Source organism: Serratia sp. CY33525 (genome assembly GCF_052169115.1).
GTDB classification, from domain to species: domain Bacteria; phylum Pseudomonadota; class Gammaproteobacteria; order Enterobacterales; family Enterobacteriaceae; genus Serratia; species Serratia sarumanii.
This window is the reverse complement of record NZ_JBJNLK010000004.1, coordinates 196,735-215,069: the sequence shown is the minus strand read 5'-3', so window position 1 is coordinate 215,069 and position 18,335 is coordinate 196,735. Positions and strand designations below refer to the sequence as shown.

The 18,335-nt window shown below is 58.0% G+C and carries 20 protein-coding genes and 1 other annotated feature; of the genes, 17 read left to right on the top strand and 3 right to left on the bottom strand.

Annotation, left to right across the window (positions count from 1 at the left end; translation table 11 throughout):
- Nucleotides 1-10: 10 nt before the first annotated feature.
- From ACJ8IM_RS12395 to ACJ8IM_RS12385, 3 genes are all read left to right on the top strand, one after another.
- The gene (locus ACJ8IM_RS12395) at nt 11-1,348 is read left to right on the top strand and encodes a c-type cytochrome (protein WP_033638319.1); all 1,338 of its coding nucleotides are present in this window, start codon (nt 11-13) and stop codon (nt 1,346-1,348) included.
- Nucleotides 1,349-1,605: 257 nt separating this feature from the next.
- Entirely contained in the window at nt 1,606-2,889 is a 1,284-nt protein-coding gene (locus ACJ8IM_RS12390) for a serine/threonine protein kinase (RefSeq protein WP_033638320.1), read from the top strand.
- Between the two features lie 150 nt (nt 2,890-3,039).
- Nucleotides 3,040-4,173, top strand: a complete 1,134-nt coding sequence (locus ACJ8IM_RS12385; protein WP_033653914.1) for an ABC transporter substrate-binding protein — start codon at nt 3,040-3,042, stop codon at nt 4,171-4,173.
- A gap of 36 nt (nt 4,174-4,209) precedes the next feature.
- On the opposite strand, the gene ACJ8IM_RS12380 is transcribed toward ACJ8IM_RS12385, so the two are convergent.
- Both ACJ8IM_RS12380 and ACJ8IM_RS12375 read right to left on the bottom strand, forming a co-directional pair.
- Entirely contained in the window at nt 4,210-4,899 is a 690-nt protein-coding gene (locus ACJ8IM_RS12380) for a MarC family NAAT transporter (protein WP_033653915.1), read from the bottom strand.
- Nucleotides 4,900-5,004: 105 nt separating this feature from the next.
- On the bottom strand, nt 5,005-5,163 hold the full coding sequence (locus tag ACJ8IM_RS12375) for a hypothetical protein (protein ID WP_165790329.1): 159 nt from the start codon (nt 5,161-5,163) through the stop codon (nt 5,005-5,007).
- Between the two features lie 118 nt (nt 5,164-5,281).
- Between ACJ8IM_RS12375 and ACJ8IM_RS12370 the strand changes: the two genes are divergently transcribed.
- The 10 genes from ACJ8IM_RS12370 to ihfA all read left to right on the top strand — a co-directional run bounded on the left by ACJ8IM_RS12370 (nt 5,282) and on the right by ihfA (nt 14,684).
- Nucleotides 5,282-6,331 carry a hypothetical protein gene (locus tag ACJ8IM_RS12370; protein WP_033653916.1) on the top strand — a complete coding sequence of 350 codons (1,050 nt, stop codon included), beginning with the start codon at nt 5,282-5,284 and terminating at the stop codon, nt 6,329-6,331.
- Nucleotides 6,332-6,570: 239 nt separating this feature from the next.
- On the top strand, nt 6,571-7,194 hold the full coding sequence (locus ACJ8IM_RS12365) for a hypothetical protein (RefSeq protein WP_033653917.1): 624 nt from the start codon (nt 6,571-6,573) through the stop codon (nt 7,192-7,194).
- Between the two features lie 215 nt (nt 7,195-7,409).
- Nucleotides 7,410-9,338 carry a threonine--tRNA ligase gene (gene thrS, locus ACJ8IM_RS12360; RefSeq protein ID WP_025159696.1) on the top strand — a complete coding sequence of 643 codons (1,929 nt, stop codon included), beginning with the start codon at nt 7,410-7,412 and terminating at the stop codon, nt 9,336-9,338.
- 3 nt (nt 9,339-9,341) lie between these two features.
- Entirely contained in the window at nt 9,342-9,893 is a 552-nt protein-coding gene (gene infC / locus ACJ8IM_RS12355) for a translation initiation factor IF-3 (protein WP_048233542.1), read from the top strand.
- A gap of 98 nt (nt 9,894-9,991) precedes the next feature.
- A complete protein-coding gene (gene rpmI, locus ACJ8IM_RS12350) occupies nt 9,992-10,189 on the top strand; it encodes a 50S ribosomal protein L35 (RefSeq protein WP_004931418.1) in 198 nt (65 codons plus the stop codon).
- Nucleotides 10,190-10,232: 43 nt separating this feature from the next.
- Nucleotides 10,233-10,589, top strand: coding sequence for a 50S ribosomal protein L20 (rplT, locus tag ACJ8IM_RS12345; RefSeq protein WP_004931417.1), 357 nt, complete (start codon nt 10,233-10,235; stop codon nt 10,587-10,589).
- Nucleotides 10,590-10,702: 113 nt separating this feature from the next.
- Nucleotides 10,703-10,825: a sequence feature (Phe leader region), on the top strand.
- Nucleotides 10,707-10,751 (top strand): pheST operon leader peptide PheM, encoded by a 45-nt coding sequence (pheM, locus tag ACJ8IM_RS12340; protein WP_121626058.1) that lies wholly within the window; start codon nt 10,707-10,709, stop codon nt 10,749-10,751. It overlaps the preceding feature by 45 nt.
- 172 nt (nt 10,826-10,997) lie before the next feature.
- The gene (gene pheS / locus ACJ8IM_RS12335; protein ID WP_004931416.1) at nt 10,998-11,981 is read left to right on the top strand and encodes a phenylalanine--tRNA ligase subunit alpha; all 984 of its coding nucleotides are present in this window, start codon (nt 10,998-11,000) and stop codon (nt 11,979-11,981) included.
- A gap of 14 nt (nt 11,982-11,995) precedes the next feature.
- The gene (pheT, locus tag ACJ8IM_RS12330; protein WP_033653918.1) at nt 11,996-14,383 is read left to right on the top strand and encodes a phenylalanine--tRNA ligase subunit beta; all 2,388 of its coding nucleotides are present in this window, start codon (nt 11,996-11,998) and stop codon (nt 14,381-14,383) included.
- Between the two features lie 4 nt (nt 14,384-14,387).
- A complete protein-coding gene (gene ihfA, locus ACJ8IM_RS12325) occupies nt 14,388-14,684 on the top strand; it encodes an integration host factor subunit alpha (RefSeq protein ID WP_004931414.1) in 297 nt (98 codons plus the stop codon).
- Nucleotides 14,685-14,869: 185 nt separating this feature from the next.
- Here the strand turns inward: ihfA and ACJ8IM_RS12320 are convergent, their stop codons facing one another.
- On the bottom strand, nt 14,870-15,001 hold the full coding sequence (locus ACJ8IM_RS12320) for a hypothetical protein (protein ID WP_033653919.1): 132 nt from the start codon (nt 14,999-15,001) through the stop codon (nt 14,870-14,872).
- A gap of 232 nt (nt 15,002-15,233) precedes the next feature.
- On the opposite strand from ACJ8IM_RS12320, the gene ACJ8IM_RS12315 reads away from it, so the two are divergent.
- The 4 genes from ACJ8IM_RS12315 (at nt 15,234) to btuD (ending at nt 18,194) form a co-directional block, all read left to right on the top strand.
- Nucleotides 15,234-15,650 (top strand): DUF2502 domain-containing protein, encoded by a 417-nt coding sequence (locus tag ACJ8IM_RS12315; RefSeq protein WP_033638328.1) that lies wholly within the window; start codon nt 15,234-15,236, stop codon nt 15,648-15,650.
- Between the two features lie 178 nt (nt 15,651-15,828).
- The gene (gene btuC, locus ACJ8IM_RS12310; RefSeq protein WP_033653920.1) at nt 15,829-16,836 is read left to right on the top strand and encodes a vitamin B12 ABC transporter permease BtuC; all 1,008 of its coding nucleotides are present in this window, start codon (nt 15,829-15,831) and stop codon (nt 16,834-16,836) included.
- A gap of 45 nt (nt 16,837-16,881) precedes the next feature.
- Nucleotides 16,882-17,433: a glutathione peroxidase gene (locus ACJ8IM_RS12305; RefSeq protein WP_033638331.1), complete on the top strand. Its 552-nt coding sequence runs from the start codon at nt 16,882-16,884 to the stop codon at nt 17,431-17,433.
- A gap of 5 nt (nt 17,434-17,438) precedes the next feature.
- On the top strand, nt 17,439-18,194 hold the full coding sequence (gene btuD, locus ACJ8IM_RS12300; RefSeq protein WP_033638333.1) for a vitamin B12 ABC transporter ATP-binding protein BtuD: 756 nt from the start codon (nt 17,439-17,441) through the stop codon (nt 18,192-18,194).
- The last annotated feature ends 141 nt before the right edge of the window (nt 18,195-18,335 follow it).

Here is an 18,335-nt window from a genome sequence, read left to right as displayed (position 1 = left end):
ACGGCGAACGATGAAAGCATTTGTACCGGCACTGGTTCTCAGTGCAGTGAGTTTTTCCGTTTGGGCGCAGGACGCCACCGTCAGCAGCGAGCTGATCAAGCGCGGTGAATACCTGGCGCGCGCCGGCGACTGCGTGGCCTGCCACACCGACGGCAAGAGCGGCAAAACCTTCGCCGGCGGCCTGGCGATGGAGACGCCGATCGGCACCATCTACTCCACCAACATCACGCCGGACAAGAAAACCGGCATCGGCGATTACAGCTTCGAGGATTTCGACAACGCGGTGCGTAAGGGCGTAGCCAAAAACGGCAGCACCCTGTATCCGGCGATGCCGTACCCGTCGTTCGCGCTGGTGAAAGAAGACGACATGCGCGCCATGTATGCCTATTTCATGCACGGCGTGCAGCCGGTGGAGCAGGCCAACAAGGATTCCGACATCCCGTGGCCGCTGTCGATGCGCTGGCCGCTGAGCATCTGGCGCGGCATGTTCGCGCCGTCGCCGGCGGACTTCGTCGCCGACGCCAAGGCCGATCCGATCATCGAGCGCGGCCGCTACCTGGTGGAAGGCCTGGGCCACTGCGGCGCCTGCCATACCCCGCGCAGCATCACCATGCAGGAAAAAGCGCTGAGCAACAGCGAAAGCGACGATTACCTGTCAGGCAGCAACGCGCCGATCGACGGCTGGGTGGCTTCCAGCCTGCGCGGTGATAACAAGGACGGCCTGGGCAGCTGGAGCGAAGCCGAGCTGACCGAGTTCCTGAAAACCGGCCGTAACGACAAGGCGATCGTATTCGGCGGCATGAGCGACGTGGTGGAGCACAGCCTGCAATACCTGAGCGATGACGATCTGACCGCTATCGCACGCTACCTGAAATCGCTGCCGCCGAAAGACGGCAAGCAGCAGGCGGCGCCGGTCGAAGACAGCGTGGCCAAGGATCTGTGGCGCGGCGACGACAGCAAGCCCGGCGCGGCGCTGTATGTCGATAACTGCGCGGCCTGCCACCGCACCGACGGGGTGGGTTACAAGCGCGCCTTCCCATCGCTGAAGGGCAATCCGGTGGTGCAGACCGAGGACGCGACCTCGCTGATCCACATCGTGCTGACCGGCAACACCACGCCGGCGGTGCAGGGGGCGGTGTCCAACATCACCATGCCGCCGTTCGGCTGGCGTCTGAACGATCAGCAGGTGGCGGACGTGGTGAACTTCATCCGCACCAGCTGGGGCAACAGCGCCAAACCGGTGAGCGCCTCCGACGTGGCCGACGTGCGTAAAGACCGCTCGATGATCCGCGACGAGAAGGAGATGGGCAGCGCCGAGGTGCCGGACCATCCGGACGCGAAGAAGTAAACCGTTTAAGGGCTCCGCAAGGGGCCCTTAGTTTTTACTGGGTGCGCCGGTTTTTTCAGCACTTTCTGTTCGCAAACCGTTCGTTCGGCCGATAAAACATAGACCCGCAACGGATTTTTCATTATCCTTTGCCGTCCTTTCATCAGGCGCAAGTATGAAATATCGCTTTAATTCACTGATTATTATTAAAAAATTCGCGGAGAAGGATATCCCGTTAGGCGCAATCGTTGGCGCCGCAGATTAAGGTAGACTGTCTCATGAGTACGATTTCTCCCGATTCAGGCACGCTGACGGCCGCTCAGCCCGCCAAATGGAACAAAACCGACACCGTCTGGATGTTCGGTCTCTATGCCACCGCGGTGGGCGCCGGCACGCTGTTCTTGCCGATCAACGCCGGCCTGAACGGCCCGCTGGTGCTGCTGTTGATGGCGCTGTTCGCTTTCCCGCTGACCTATTTGCCGCACCGCGCGCTCAGCCGCTTCGTGCTTTCCGGCTCCAGCCGCGACGGCAATATTCACGATGTGGTGGTCGAACACTTCGGCGTACTGGCCGGCAAAATCATCATGATGCTGTATCTGATGGCGTTCTTCCCGATCGTGCTGGTGTACAGCATTTCGATCACCAATGCGCTGGACAGCTTCCTGATCCACCAGTTCCACGTGGCGCCGCTGCCGCGCATCTGGCTAAGCCTGGCGGTGGTGGTGGTGCTCAATCTGGTGCTGCTGCGCGGCAAAGACAGCATCGTGGCGGCGATGGGCATGCTGGTGTTCCCGCTGTTGGTGTTCCTGATGGGCATTTCGCTGTACCTGATGCCGAGCTGGAATACCGCCAATTTCGTTCACGGCCTGGCCGCCACCCGCTTCGACACGCCGGGGCTGTGGCATTCGCTGTGGCTGGCGGTGCCGGTGATGGTGTTTTCCTTCAGCCATGCGCCGATCATCTCTTCCTTCGCCTCGACCCAGAAGAGCCTGTATGGCGATAAGGCGGAACGCCGCTGCGCGCGCATCATGCGCTACAGCTATGTGCTGATCTGCGTCACCGTGCTGTTCTTCGTGTTCAGCTGCGTGCTGAGTTTGTCCCATGAAGACATGCAGCAGGCGAAAGATCAGAACATCACGGTGCTGACCACCCTGGCCAACAAGTTTTCCAACCCGCTGATCGCCTATCTCGGCCCGGTGATGGCGATGCTGGCAATGGCGAAATCCTATCTCGGCACCTCGCTGGGGGTCACGGAGGGGGCGACCAGCCTGATCGACGGCGTCACGCGCGCGGTCGGCAAACCGCTCAGCTCGCGCATGACGCACCGCATCTCGGCGGTTTCGCTGTTCCTGCTCACCTGGGCGGCGACGGTGTGGAACCCCAGCGCGCTGCACATCATCGAAACCATCAGCGGCCCGCTGATTGCGGCTATCCTGTTTATCCTGCCGATGTACGCGGTGCGCGCGGTGCCGGCGATGCGCAAATACCGCGCGGCGAGCAACGTCTTCGTGCTGGTGATGGGCCTGATCGCGCTGTCGGCGCTGATTTACGGCCTGGTGTGATCCCCTGGGCGCGCCGCCTTCGGCGCGCCTCTCAATCCTGCGTTACACATCCCTTTGCAATTAATCGTCGGGTTGCCGGGCGTTATCTTTGATAATGCAAGCCATTCTCATTAGTATTTCCTGATTGCGTTCATGACTAAGGAGTCTTTCGTGCACCGTCGAATCACTTTGCCGGCGCTGATTTGCGCCGCCTTACTCGCCTCTCCGGCGATGGCCACCACCTATCCGCTGACCCTGACCGACACCTCCGGCCAGACGCTCACCCTCCAGCAAGAACCGAAACGTATCGTGGTGCAGGACGGGCGCGACATTCTCACGCTGGCGCTGCTCGATCGCGCCAACCCGTTCGGCCGGCTGGTGGCCTGGAATAACCTGCTGAAGAAAAGCGACGCGGCGACCTGGGATATCTTGCAGAGCAAATGGCCGGCGGCGAAAAACATCATCGATATGGGATTCAGCGACAAAGGTGAAGTGAATCTGGAGAGCGTGATCGCCAAGCGGCCCGATCTGATGATCGCCCAGCTGCGTTCCAAACCTTCGCTGAGCCAAACCGGCGTGCTGGATAAGCTCAAGGCGCTGAACGTGCCGGTGCTGTTTATCGACACCATGCTCAAGCCGGTGGAAAACACGCCGAAAAGCGTGACGCTGCTGGGGGAAACCCTCAACCGGGAAAGTGAAGCCAAGCAATATACCGATTATTATCAGCAGCATTATCAGGCCATTCTGGCCAAGACGCAGGCGGTGGAACCCAAGCCGCTGGTGTTCTTTGAAGCCAAGGCCGGCCTGAACGGGCTGGAGTCCTGCTGCTTCACCCATGCGCACGTCGGCTGGGGCGCGTTGGTGGAAGCGGTCGGCGCGCACAATATCGGCTCTGCGCTGTTGCCGGGCGCGACCGGCGACGTGGCGCTGGAAAAGGTGATCGCCATGAAACCGGATGCCTACATCGTTTCCGGCTCGCAGTGGGCCAGCAAGACCAACGCTGCGGTGCCGTTCGGCTATGGCGTCACGCAGCAGCAGGTGGATGAGGCTTTCAATCGCATGAAACAGCGCCCGGGCTTCGCGCAGGTGTCGGCGGTGAAAGAAGGGCGGTTCTACGGCATCTACCATAACTTCTACAACCATCCGTACAACATTGTCGGGTTGGAGTATCTGGCGAAGTTTATCTATCCGGCGCAGTTCCCGGATCTGGATCCGGCCAAGACCTACAGCGAGATCCTCAGCCGCTTTACCGAAGTGCCGGAAGGCAAGGGCATTTTGGGCGCGCAGGCGCCGACGGGGAAATAACGGCAACGGGCGCGACGACGCGCCCGTTTTTGATCTTTAAGCGGCGGCCGGCGTATAGGTGGAGATGATCTCCAGCACGCCGTTGATGATGAACTGCACGCCCATGCACACCAGCAGGAAGCCCATCAGGCGCGAGATCGCCTCGATGCCGCTTTTCCCCACCAAGCGCATGATGGCGCCGGAACTGAGCAGGCAGCCCCACAGGATCACCGCGACCGTCAGGAAGATGGCGACCGGCGCCACCGCCAGCACCCAGGGTTCAAAACCCAGCGTGTTATCTTTGACGCTCGACGCTGAGCTGATGATCATCGCGATGGTGCCCGGCCCGGCGGTGCTCGGCATGGCGAGCGGCACGAAGGCGATGTTGGCCGAGGTCTTATGGCGCAGCTCGTGCGACTTGCTCTCCACCTCCGGCGCCTCATCGGCGCTTTGTTGCGGGAACAACATGCGGAAACCGATGAAGGCGACGATCAGGCCGCCGGCGATGCGCAGGCCGGGGATCGAAATGCCGAAGGTGTTCATCACCACCTGCCCGGCGTAAAACGCCACCGTCATGATGCAGAACACATAAACCGAGGCCATCAGCGACTGCTGATTACGCTCTTCGCGCGTCATATTGCCGGACAACCCGAGCAGCAACGCCACCGTGGTCAGCGGGTTGGCCAGCGGCAACAGCAGCACCAAACCCAGTCCGATGGCCTGGAATAACTGCAAAATACCCGTCATAAAAAACTCCCTGTGCAACGTTCAAGCCGCCACGCGGCGGCCCATGAGCTGAACAGCCTAGCCTGCCGTGCGCCTGGCGGCAATGGGGACAGCTCGTAACGTTAATTAACCGTCGGCCGGCGTTTTATCACCGCCGTTGCACTCGCCGGCGAGCTCCGGTCCATCCTCGCACCCCAGTGGCGCTTCATTGACCGCAATCGCCCGCGGCACCGAACGCGAGCCAAAATGCACCCGCCCATACAGCGTCGCTAATACTGGGTACATATTATTAATTATTTTTAACTGTTTTTACCGTTTAACCGCTTAATAGATTAAACACTTCTATACTGGTAAGGCTTTGTGGCATTTCTTCATAATCGAAAAGCTTAAAAGGAGTTTTACTATGGAAGTGGCAAAAGAATGGGTAGCGGCGAAAAAAATCTCCTGGGGCAGCGTCATCGGTGGTGTGATCACCGTATTGGCTGTTTCACTGTTGCTGTCGACGTTGGGCACCAGTTTGGGATTTTCCATCGTGGATCCGACATCAGACGATCCGATCAACGGAGCCGGTACCACCGTAGTGATTTGGTCCGCTGTTTCAATCATCATTAGCTTGGCTGCCGGCGCTTTTATTGCCGGACGTTTGGCTGCTAATGACGGCCTTATTCATGGCTTCCTGGTATGGGCTACGTCACTGATTGTGGCGGCGGTGTTGGGTGGAATGCTGGTCGGGTCTGCAGTGAAGGCCACCGGTAATGCGCTGGGTGCTATCGCTTCGACCTCTGGCAGTTTGCTTTCCGGCGCCGGTTCCGCGATTGGCAAAGGGGCAACCGGGTTGGCAGACGTGGGCGGTAAGGTGTTTGACAAGTTGGGTATCGACACCACGTTGGAACCTGAACAGCTGCATGGTGATGTGGTTACGGCGCTCAAAAAAAGTGGTATTCCGTCATTGCAGCCTGAATTCATGCAGCAACAGTTGAATGCGGCCAAGACTGATTTGGCAGACGCAGTAAAAGCCCTGGCACTTCAGCCTGACAATAGCGATGCGATTATTAAGCAACTGGTCGACAAGCTTAAAAAACATGGTGATGCCATCTCGCAAGATGTGGATCAAGACACACTGAAAAAAGCTCTGGTTGAAAATACCAATATGACGCCGCAGGAAGTGGACCAGACGGTGAAGAATTTGGTCGACGCCAAAAATAAAACTGCGCAGCTGGTTAATCAGCGCTTGGATGAAGCCGAAGCAAAAATCAATCAGGCAAAACAGGAGTATGCTGAGCTGAAACAGAAGGCGCGCGAACAGGCTGCCGCGGCTGCGGACGAATTGTCTCGGGCTGCCCTGTGGTCATTCTTTGCGTTGTTGATTGGCGCAGTGGTCAGTGCATTGGCAGGCTTGTGGGGCGTTAACACCAATGCCCGACGTGTAACCGTATCATCTCCGCAGGCGTAATCTCCAGGCTCGTTTGCGCGTCTCGATGATATAGGGATGAGAGCCTGAAATACCGACGACGATGAAATGACAGCCAGGAAAGACTGGCGCCTACCCCGGCCATGTGCCGGGGTTTTTATTGTTTGCGGCGTGATTAATGACCACCTTAATCGCTGTGTAGGGTATTAGGCATCAATTGCCACGATCCCTGGGGACAGGTGGATAACATAGATGCGCTGTAAATAATAATGAGTGTGATTATGAAACAAGAACTGCATATTTTGCTGGGGAAAGCCGTTACCTTTCTGCTCTACTGCGCTTTTTTGGCGGCCTTGGTCGGCCTGGTATTTATCGACGTACACTGGCTGCATAATTTCGTGCATGAAACCTCGCTGACAGAAGCGGCGCAGGAGCTGTTGCTGCTCGCCATCTCCGGCGGTTTCTTCGCCGCGGCCCGGCGGCAGTCTGAACGCCGCTCCGCCTGGATGCTGGTCGGCGGTTTCTTTCTCTGCATGCTGATCCGCGAGATGGATTTCGCCTTCGATGCGCTGTGGCACGGCGCCTGGGTGTGGTTCGCGCTGGCGGTAGCCTTGGCCTGCCTGGTGCATGCAGCGCGGCACATCGCGGCGGCGGTGCGCGGCCTGGCCTATTTCGTGACGCATCCCGCCTACGGCATGATGTGCGCCGGCCTGCTGTGCATTTTGGTGTTTTCACGCCTGTTTGGCATGAGCGCGCTGTGGCAAACGCTGATGCTGGACGGCTACAACCGGGTGGTGAAAAACATGGTGGAAGAGGGTTGCGAACTGCTGGGCTACGGCCTGTGCCTGCTGGCCACCCTCAGCTACATGAAAACCGTTTTTGCGCCGGCTGACGCGAAAGCGTGAGGGCGGCGCTTTATTTATCCGGAACAATTTTAGTGATACTATTCGCTTAGCCGAATGTGGCTGAGAAGGTATGCGTTCCATTCTGTATACCCAGTGAGGTTTCAATCTGGCAATTGTGGGCGAGATCTGAAACCTGGCTGACCAAACCCAAAATCCAATTTTCGTACTGCATGTGATCTGTCGTGTGGGTCACCACTGTAGATAAGGAATTATTAATGCCTGTTATTACCCTTCCTGACGGTAGTCAGCGTCATTTCGATCACCCCGTTTCCCCGATGGATGTCGCGCGCGATATCGGCCCTGGCCTGGCGAAAGCCTGTATCGCCGGCCGCGTCAACGGCGAGCTGGTCGACGCCGGCGATCTGATCGAATCGGATGCGCAGCTGGCCATCATCACCATCAAAGATGAGGACGGCCTGGAAATCATGCGCCACTCCTGTGCTCACCTGCTGGGTCATGCGATCAAGCAGCTGTGGCCGGATACCAAAATGGCGATCGGTCCGGTGATCGACAACGGTTTCTATTATGACGTGGATATCGACCGCACCCTGACGCAGGAAGACCTGGATCTGCTGGAAAAGCGGATGCACGAGTTGGCCGATAAGGATTACGACGTCATCAAGAAGAAGGTCAGCTGGCAAGAAGCCCGCGACACCTTCGCTGAGCGCGGCGAAATCTACAAAGTGGCGATCCTGGATGAGAACATCAGCCATGACGATCGTCCTGGCCTGTACCACCACGAAGAATACGTCGACATGTGCCGCGGCCCGCACGTGCCGAACATGCGTTTCTGCCACCATTTCAAGCTGCAGAAAACCTCCGGCGCTTACTGGCGCGGCGACAGCAAAAACAAAATGCTGCAGCGTATCTACGGTACCGCCTGGGCAGACAAGAAGCAGTTGAACGCCTACCTGCAACGCCTGGAAGAAGCGGCCAAGCGCGATCACCGCAAGATCGGCAAACAGCTCGACCTGTATCATATGCAGGAAGAAGCGCCGGGCATGGTGTTCTGGCACAACGACGGTTGGACCATCTTCCGCGAGCTGGAAGCCTTCGTGCGCATGAAGCTCAAAGAGTACCAGTACCAGGAAGTGAAAGGTCCGTTCATGATGGACCGCGTGCTGTGGGAAAAAACCGGCCACTGGGAAAACTACAAAGACGCCATGTTCACCACCGCGTCGGAAAACCGCGAATACTGCATCAAGCCGATGAACTGCCCGGGCCACGTGCAGATCTTCAACCAGGGCCTGAAGTCGTACCGCGATTTGCCGCTGCGCATGGGCGAGTTCGGCAGCTGCCACCGCAATGAGCCATCGGGTTCCCTGCACGGCCTGATGCGCGTGCGCGGCTTCACGCAGGATGACGCCCACATCTTCTGTACGGAAGAGCAGGTGCGCGCTGAAGTGAACGAATGCATCCGCATGGTGTATGACGTGTACGGCACTTTCGGCTTCGACAAGATCGCCGTCAAGCTGTCCACTCGCCCGGAAAAACGCATCGGCACCGACGACATGTGGACCCGTGCGGAAGAAGACCTGGCCGCCGCGCTGACCGAGAACGGCATTCCGTTTGAATATCAGCCGGGTGAGGGCGCCTTCTACGGACCGAAAATTGAATTTACCCTGCATGATTGTTTGGATCGCGCATGGCAATGTGGTACCGTGCAGCTCGATTTCTTCTTGCCGGGCCGTTTGGGCGCTTCGTATGTTGGCGAAAACAACGATCGCGTCGTGCCGGTAATGATTCACCGCGCCATTTTGGGCTCCATGGAACGTTTCATCGGTATCCTGACCGAAGAATACGCCGGGTTCTACCCGACCTGGATCGCTCCGGTGCAGGTGGTGGTGATGAATATCACCGACAGCCAGTCTGATTACGTCCAGCAATTGACCAAAAAACTGCAGGATGCAGGCATTCGCGTGAAAGCGGACTTGAGAAATGAGAAGATTGGCTTTAAAATTCGCGAACATACTTTACGTCGAGTCCCTTACATGTTGGTGTGCGGCGACAAAGAGGTCGAAGCAGGCAAAGTTGCCGTTCGTACCCGCCGTGGCAAAGACCTGGGAAGCCTGGACGTAAACGAAGTCGTAGACAAGCTGCTGAAAGAGATTCGCAGCCGTAGTCTTCATCAACTGGAGGAATAAAGTATTAAAGGCGGAAAACGAGTTCAACCGGCGCGTCCTAATCGCATTAACAGAGAAATTCGCGCGCAAGAAGTTCGCCTAACCGGCGTCGATGGCGAGCAGATTGGTATTGTCAGTCTGAATGAAGCTCTTGAAAAAGCTGAGGAAGCGGGCGTTGATTTAGTAGAAATCAGCCCAAATGCCGAACCGCCAGTTTGCCGAATCATGGATTACGGCAAATTCCTCTACGAGAAGAGCAAGTCGACGAAAGAACAGAAGAAGAAGCAAAAAGTTATTCAGGTCAAGGAAATCAAATTCCGTCCTGGCACCGATGATGGCGACTATCAGGTCAAACTACGCAACCTGATTCGCTTTCTGGAAGATGGCGATAAAGCCAAAATCACCCTGCGTTTCCGCGGGCGTGAGATGGCGCACCAGCAGATCGGTATGGAAGTGCTTAACCGCGTCCGTAAAGACCTGTGTGAAGATATGGATCTGGCAGTGGTCGAATCCTTCCCTACGAAGATCGAAGGCCGCCAGATGATTATGGTGCTCGCTCCTAAGAAGAAACAGTAAGGCTAACAAGTAATGGAACCCGCGCGGCGCTTGCGCTGTGTGGGTTTTATTCGCCCAACTGATTCGTTGTTTAACAATGCGAAGTGGATTTAATTAAAATGCCAAAGATTAAAACTGTACGTGGTGCAGCCAAGCGCTTCAAAAAAACCGGCAGCGGTGGTTTTAAGCGTAAACATGCCAACCTGCGTCATATTCTGACCAAAAAAGCAACCAAGCGTAAACGTCACCTGCGTCCGAAAGGCATGGTGTCTAAAAACGATCTGGTCCTGGTTACCGCGTGCCTGCCGTACGCATAAGCCATTTTTTTTGAATTTAGAATAAGACTTTAGGAGAGAGCATATGGCTCGCGTAAAACGTGGTGTAATTGCACGCGCACGTCACAAGAAAATTATGAAGCAGGCGAAAGGCTACTACGGTGCCCGTTCGCGCGTATATCGTGTTGCCTTCCAGGCAGTAATCAAAGCAGGCCAGTATGCTTACCGTGACCGTCGTCAACGTAAGCGTCAGTTCCGTCAGCTGTGGATTGCACGTATCAACGCAGCTGCTCGTCAGAACGGTCTGTCTTACAGCAAGTTCATCAACGGCTTGAAAAAAGCGTCGATCGAAATTGACCGTAAGATCCTGGCTGACATCGCAGTCTTCGACAAAGTGGCCTTCGGCGCACTGGTTGAGAAAGCGAAAGCAGCTCTGGCGTAAGTCAGTAGAAGAGGGAGCTTGCTCCCTCTTTTAATCTTTGTTTTCAGCGACAAATATTGACTTTCATTGTCCGCAGCTATATCACTGGTGGGCAATCATCGACAAGGTACCGCAATCATGCACGCAGCTATTTTTCGTTTCTTTTTTTACTTTAGCGCCTGATTTCAGGAGGCTTTGCGCGTAAGAAAAGAAACGAAAAGTAGCGCCTAAGCCTCCCTCGTGGAGGCTTTTTTGTTTTTGGCCATCGTCCCGCCTTGCAACGCGTTGCGGTGAGTACGGCTGGCGTTCAGCTCAGGTGAGCCGCCCGGCCGGCAACGCATTGAAAAGTCTTTGAAGATTGCTCAAAGGCGTGTTCGAATATAGATAACAATTACTTAGGGCCATCCCGGCCAGAGGAAGAGGAAAGCAATGCCACATCTCGCAGAGCTGGTTGCCAATGCCAAGGCAGCCGTAGAAGATGCCCAGGATGTTGCCGCGTTAGATTTGGTGCGCGTCGAATATTTTGGCAAGAAAGGTCATTTCACCTTGCAGATGCAGTCTCTGCGCGACGTCCCGGCGGAAGATCGTCCGGCGGCCGGCGCGGTGATCAACCAGGCCAAGCAGGAGGTGCAAGACGCCCTGAACGCGCGTAAGAACGCGCTGGAAAGCGCTGCGCTGAACGCGCGCCTGGCGGCTGAAACCATCGACGTCTCCCTGCCGGGCCGTCGCATGGAAAACGGCGGTCTGCATCCGGTGACCCGCACCATCGACCGTATCGAAACCTTCTTCGGCGAGCTGGGCTTCTCCGTTGCCACCGGCCCGGAGATTGAAGACGATTACCACAACTTCGACGCGCTGAACATTCCGGGGCATCACCCGGCGCGCGCCGACCACGATACCTTCTGGTTCGACGCCACGCGCCTGCTGCGCACCCAGACTTCCGGCGTGCAGATCCGCACCATGAAGAACCAGCAGCCGCCGATCCGCATCATTGCGCCGGGCCGCGTTTATCGTAACGACTACGATCAGACGCACACCCCGATGTTCCATCAGATGGAAGGGCTGATCGTCGATAAAGACATCAGTTTCACCAATCTGAAGGGCACGCTGCACGATTTCCTGAACAACTTCTTTGAAGAAGACCTGCAGGTTCGTTTCCGCCCGTCCTACTTCCCGTTCACCGAGCCGTCCGCTGAAGTGGACGTGATGGGCAAGAACGGCAAATGGCTGGAAGTGCTGGGCTGCGGCATGGTGCATCCGAACGTGCTGCGCAACGTGGGCATCGATCCGGAAGTTTACTCCGGCTTCGCCTTCGGTATGGGCATGGAGCGCCTGACGATGCTGCGTTACGGCGTCACCGACCTGCGTGCATTCTTCGAAAACGATCTGCGTTTCCTCAAACAGTTTAAGTAAGGCGGGAATATCACATGAAATTCAGTGAACTCTGGTTGCGCGAGTGGGTAAACCCGGCCATCAGCAGCGAAGCATTATCCGATCAAATCACCATGGCCGGTCTGGAAGTGGACGGCGTGGATCCGGTTGCCGGCGCGTTTAACGGCGTCGTCGTGGGCGAAGTGGTCGAGTGCGGTCAACATCCGAACGCCGACAAACTGCGCGTCACCAAGGTTAACGTAGGCGGCGAACGCCTGCTCGACATCGTCTGCGGCGCGCCAAACTGCCGTACCGGCCTGAAAGTGGCGGTCGCCACCGTGGGCGCGGTGCTGCCGGGCGACTTCAAAATCAAGGCCGCCAAGCTGCGCGGCGAACCTTCGGAAGGTATGCTGTGCTCGTTCTCCGAGCTGGGCATTTCCGACGATCATGACGGCATCATCGAGCTGCCGCTGGATGCGCCGATCGGCACCGACATCCGCGACTATCTGAAACTGAACGACAACACCATCGAGATCAGCGTCACGCCGAACCGCGCCGACTGCCTGGGCATCATCGGCGTCGCGCGCGACGTGGGCGTACTGAACCAGGTTGCGCTGACCGAGCCGGACATGAGCCCGGTGGCCGCCACCATCGACGCCACGCTGCCGATCCGCGTTGACGCGCCGCAGGCGTGCCCACGCTATCTGGGGCGCGTGGTGAAAGGTATCGACGTCAAGGCGCCAAGCCCGCTGTGGATGCGCGAAAAACTGCGTCGTTGCGGCATCCGTTCTATCGATGCCGTGGTAGACGTCACCAACTATGTGCTGCTGGAGCTTGGCCAGCCGATGCACGCTTTCGATCTGGGCCGCATCGACGGCGGCATCGTGGTGCGCATGGCGGAAGAAGGGGAAACCCTGACGCTGCTGGACGGCAACGAAGCCAAACTGAGCGCCGACACCTTAGTGATCGCCGATCATCAAAAAGCGTTGGCGATGGGCGGCATCTTCGGCGGCGAGCATTCCGGCGTCAACGGGGAAACTCAGGACGTGCTGCTGGAGTGCGCCTTCTTCAGCCCGCTGTCGATCACCGGCCGCGCACGCCGTCACGGCCTGCACACCGATGCGTCTCACCGCTATGAGCGCGGCGTCGATCCGGCGCTGCAGTACAAAGCGATGGAGCGCGCCACGCGCCTGCTGCTCGACATCTGCGGCGGCCAGGCCGGCCCGGTTATCGACGTAACCCACGAAAACGAACTGCCGAAGCGTGCCACCATCACGCTGCGCCGCGAGAAGCTGGATCGTCTGATCGGCCACGTGGTGCCGAGCGAGCAGGTCAGCGACATTCTGCGCCGCCTGGGTTGCCAGGTGACCGAGCAGGGCGACAGCTGGCAAGCGGTCGCGCCGAGCTGGCGTTTCGATATGGAAATCGAAGAGGATCTGGTGGAAGAAGTGGCGCGCGTTTACGGCTACGACAACATCCCGGATGTGCCGGTGCGCGCCGATCTGGTGATGACCCAGCATCGCGAAGCCGATCTGACGCTCAAGCGCGTGAAGACCATGCTGGTCGATCACGGCTACCAGGAAGCGATCACCTACAGCTTCGTCGATCCGAAAGTGCAGGCGCTGCTGCACCCGAATGAAGAAGCGCTGATCCTGCCGAGCCCGATTTCGGTCGAAATGTCGGCGATGCGCCTGTCGCTGTGGACCGGTTTGCTGTCTGCGGTGGTGTATAACCAGAACCGTCAGCAGACGCGTCTGCGCCTGTTCGAAAGCGGCCTGCGCTTTGTGCCTGATAGTGCGGCAGATCTGGGTATTCGCCAGGACGTCATGCTGGCAGGCGTGATCGCCGGCCATACGCACGATGAGCATTGGGATCTGGCGCGCAAGCCCGTCGACTTCTATGATTTAAAAGGGGATCTGGAGTCTGTCCTCGAACTGACCGGTAAATTATCCGAAATTCAGTTCCGGGCGGAAGCCAATCCGGCCCTGCATCCAGGGCAGAGTGCGGCGATTTATTTGCACGGCGAACGCGTAGGTTTCATCGGTGTGATTCACCCGGAACTTGAACGTAAACTGGATCTTAACGGCCGCACCGTGGTGTTTGAACTGGAGTGGAACAAGCTTGCGAGCCGCGCCGTGCCTCAGGCGCGGGAGATTTCGCGCTTCCCGGCAAACCGCCGTGATATCGCCGTTGTGGTGGCTGAAAACGTCCCCGCAGAAGATATTTTGGCCGAGTGTAAGAAAGTTGGCGCAAATCAGGTAGTTGGCGTAAACTTGTTTGACGTGTACCGTGGCAAGGGCGTGGCAGAAGGTGACAAGAGCCTGGCTATCAGTCTGGTATTGCAGGATACCGCTCGTACACTGGAAGAAGAGGAGATAGCCGCTACCGTTGCAAAATGCGTAGAGGCTCTAAAACAGCGATTCCAAGCATCCTTGAGGGATTGAACCTATGGCGCTTACTAAAGCTGAAATGTCAGAACACCTGTTTGAGAAGCTTGGGCTTAGCAAACGGGACGCCAAAGACCTGGTGGAACTGTTCTTTGAAGAGGTCCGTCGGGCCCTTGAGAATGGCGAACAGGTAAAACTGTCGGGTTTTGGCAACTTTGATCTGCGTGACAAGAACCAACGTCCGGGGCGTAACCCGAAGACCGGCGAAGACATTCCGATTACGGCGCGCCGCGTGGTGACCTTCCGTCCGGGGCAGAAGCTGAAAAGCCGGGTAGAAAACGCCAGCCCGAAAGGGTGAGTGACGTGTGATATCAAAAAAGGCCGCTTGCGCGGCCTTTTTCTTTTTGAGGATAAAATTCAGTTTATTCCTAATGGGCAATGTAAGAATTAAAATCCTGCGTTCAAACGCTACGGCGGAAGTTTATTTAAGCTCGATTTCGGAATATTCTTAAATCTTATTTGGTGAGTGGCATTGTTTTCGCTTCAATAACGGCCGTGATAATGGCCAGGGCCATCGCCACGGTGGCCGCCGCCCCAGTGCGGGCCCCAGCAGCAGGCGCTGAGGCTTGCTGTCAGGGCCACAACGGCCAGCAGGCTGCCTATACGTTTAATCATCTTATTCTCCTCCGATGGAAATTCGCTTAATTATAATTGCCACGCCGCTTGAGAGCCGTCAGTTATTCGTTAAGCCTTGTCAGCGGTTATGATAATTAAAGGCGAGGGCAAACAGTGTAGGGATTGTGTAAGGCCGTCGAAAACAATCTGAAAATAGGCATCGGTGAGATAGTGGTTAAATAAACGCGCTGATATAACCACTGCAGCAAGAAAAATAGAGTGAGAAGGCAAAATGAAAAAGATCCTGTTGCTGGTGTGTTTCCCGCTGTTGCTGCCGCTGGCGGCGCAGGCCGATGTCTCTGTCGATATCAATGTGCCGGGCGTTTCTCTGCATCTGGGGGATCAGGACCGTCGCGGCTACTACTGGGATGGTTACGACTGGCGTCCACCGCAGTGGTGGCATGCGCATCAGGGCCGCGGTCTGGGTGAGCGCAATGCGCGCGGCATGTACTGGGACGGCGGCCGCTGGCAGCCATCGCCGCCGCGTGGCTATGATCACCGTGAGCCGGCACGCAGCGGCAATCCGTTCCGCGGCGATCGCGATAATCGCGACCACGAGCGCAATCATGACGATCGCGGTGCCTCCGACCGCCGAGATGACGGCCGCGGCCAGCCTTATCCACCGGGCAACGCCGGCCCGCATCGTTAACCCTGAGTTTATCGGCGGCTGGTTTTGCCATCATCGTTGCGATGACGGGCAAGGCCAGCCGCTGCTTTCCTGCGCCATCATCCACGCAAGGCTTCCCCTTGCGGCGTTAACCCCCTAATATTCGACTCAAACGTCAATTATCCGGCCACGACAGCGGCCGGCAGGGAACCGCCGCGCCATGCCAACCAGCCGTACCTTCACCTTATTGTTGCAACATCAACGCTACCGCGATAAACGCCAGATCGGTCTGTTGGCGCTGTGCGTGGCGGTGGCGTTGCTGTTCAGCCTTTGCGCCGGCGACCAATGGATATGGCCGTCAGAGTGGTTCAGCGATCGGGCGCAACTGTTCGTCTGGCAACTGCGTTTGCCGCGCGCGCTGGCGGTGATGCTGGTCGGTGCCGCCCTGGCGGTGGCGGGCGCGGTAATGCAGGCGCTGTTTGAAAACCCGCTGGCGGAGCCTGGTCTGCTGGGCGTCGCTAACGGCGCCGGCGTAGCGCTGGTGCTGACGGTGTTGTTGGGGCAGGGGTTGTTGCCGGTGGCGCTGATGAGCGCCGCCGCGATAGCCGGTGCGCTGGCGATGACCTTCTTGTTGCTGGGCTTCGCTCGCCGCCGACGTCTGACCAATGCGCGGCTGTTGCTGGTCGGCGTAGCGCTGGGCATCGTGTGCAGCGCGCTGATGACCTGGGCGGTCTATTTCAGCACCAGCCTCGATCTGCGGCAGCTGATGTACTGGATGATGGGCGGTTTCGGCGGGGTCGACTGGCGCCAAAAGTGGCTGGTGCTGGCGCTGCTGCCGGTGCTGCTGTGGTTGTGTGGCCAGGGCAAAGCGCTCAACCTGATGGCGCTGGGCGAGGTACAGGCGCGGCAACTAGGGCTGTCGCTGCATCTGTGGCGTAACCTGCTGGTGCTGGCGATCGGCTGGCTGGTCGGCGTCAGCGTGGCGCTCGCCGGGGTGATTGGCTTCGTTGGGCTGGTGATCCCGCATATCTTGCGGCTTATCGGCCTGACCGACCAACGCTATCTGTTGCCGGCCTGCGCGCTGGCCGGGGCCGGGGTGTTGCTGGTGGCCGATGTGGTTGCCCGCATTGCGCTGCTGGCGGCCGAGCTGCCGATCGGCGTGGTGACCGCCACGCTGGGGGCGCCGCTATTTATCTGGTTACTGACCCGGGCAAAAGGCGTAAGGTAGTTCTCTTCATTCACCTGCCATTACAAAACCAAAGGATGACAACCGATGAGCAAGCCAATCGACAACCTGCCGTTACAAACCATTGAAAATCAGCCGACCACGCTGGGCGCCTACCGGGGTAAGGTGTTGCTGGTGGTCAACGTGGCCTCGGAGTGCGGCCTGACCAAACAGTACGAAGGGCTGGAAGCGCTGTACGAAGCCTATCGCGATCAAGGGCTGGAAGTCCTCGGGTTCCCGTCCAATGAATTCCTGGGCCAGGAGCCGGGCAGCAACGAAGAGATCCTGGCGTTTTGCCGTGGCACCTTCGGCGTGCAATTCCCGATGTTCGCCAAGATTGAGGTGAACGGCGAACGCCGTCATCCGCTGTACCAGGCGCTGATTGCCGCACAGCCGGAGGCTGTCGCACCGCAGGGCAGCGAGTTTCTGGCGCGGATGACCAGCAAAGGGCGTGCGCCGAAGCACCCCGGCGATATTCTGTGGAACTTCGAGAAATTCCTGATCGCGCGCGACGGCACGGTGATCCAGCGCTTCTCGCCTGACACTACGCCGGAAGATCCGGCGCTGGTGGCGGCGGTGAAACAAGCGCTGGCAGGATAAGACAGATGCTGCAACTCGTTGAGGTTGGGGTGGCGGGGCGCCTGGCGCCTTTTTCGGCACAGATTGACGGCGGGTTGCAGGTTCACCTGATCGGCCCCAATGGCGCAGGGAAGAGCACCCTGTTGGCGCGGGTGGCGGGCATGCTGCCGGGGCTGGGCGAAATCTGCCTGGACGGACGCGCGTTAGCCGATTATCCGGGGAGCGAGCTGGCGCGCCGACGCGGTTATCTCAGCCAGCAACAGCCGCCGGTGTCGCTGATGCCGGTGTTTCAGTATTTGGCGTTGCACCGGCCTGCCGGCGCGGCGCAAACCGAGGTGGAGCACGCCATCCTCTATCTGTGCCAGCGGTTGAAGCTGGTGGATAAGCTGTCACGCACGTTGACGCAGCTTTCCGGTGGCGAATGGCAGCGGGTGCGGCTGGCGGCGGTGTTGCTGCAGGTGTGGCCCAGCGTCAATCCGCACAGCCGATTGTTGTTGCTGGATGAACCGACCAATAGCCTGGATGTGGCGCAAAAGGTCGCGCTGGATCGCCTGCTGCGCGAATTCTGCCAAAGTGGGCGCAGCGCGCTGGTGTGCGCGCACGATCTGAATCATACCCTGCAGCAGGCCGATCGGGTTTGGTTGCTGCACGCTGGGCAGCTGGTGGCGCAGGGCATCACCCGTGAGGTGATGGCGCCCGACCTGTTGTCGCAGATCTATGAAGTGGATTTTCACCTGCAATGGGTGGGGAACCAGCGTTGGATCATGACGCGCACGGCTTAATTCGTCCCGGCAGCATAAATGTAAACGGAAACTAAACGTAGTGAATATAAATAGCCGGGTAATCATCGGCTATTATTGTTCCACCGCTCATTTTATCGTGGGTTTTATTGAAAAGCGTCAATGACGTGCTAGGCTTGATTC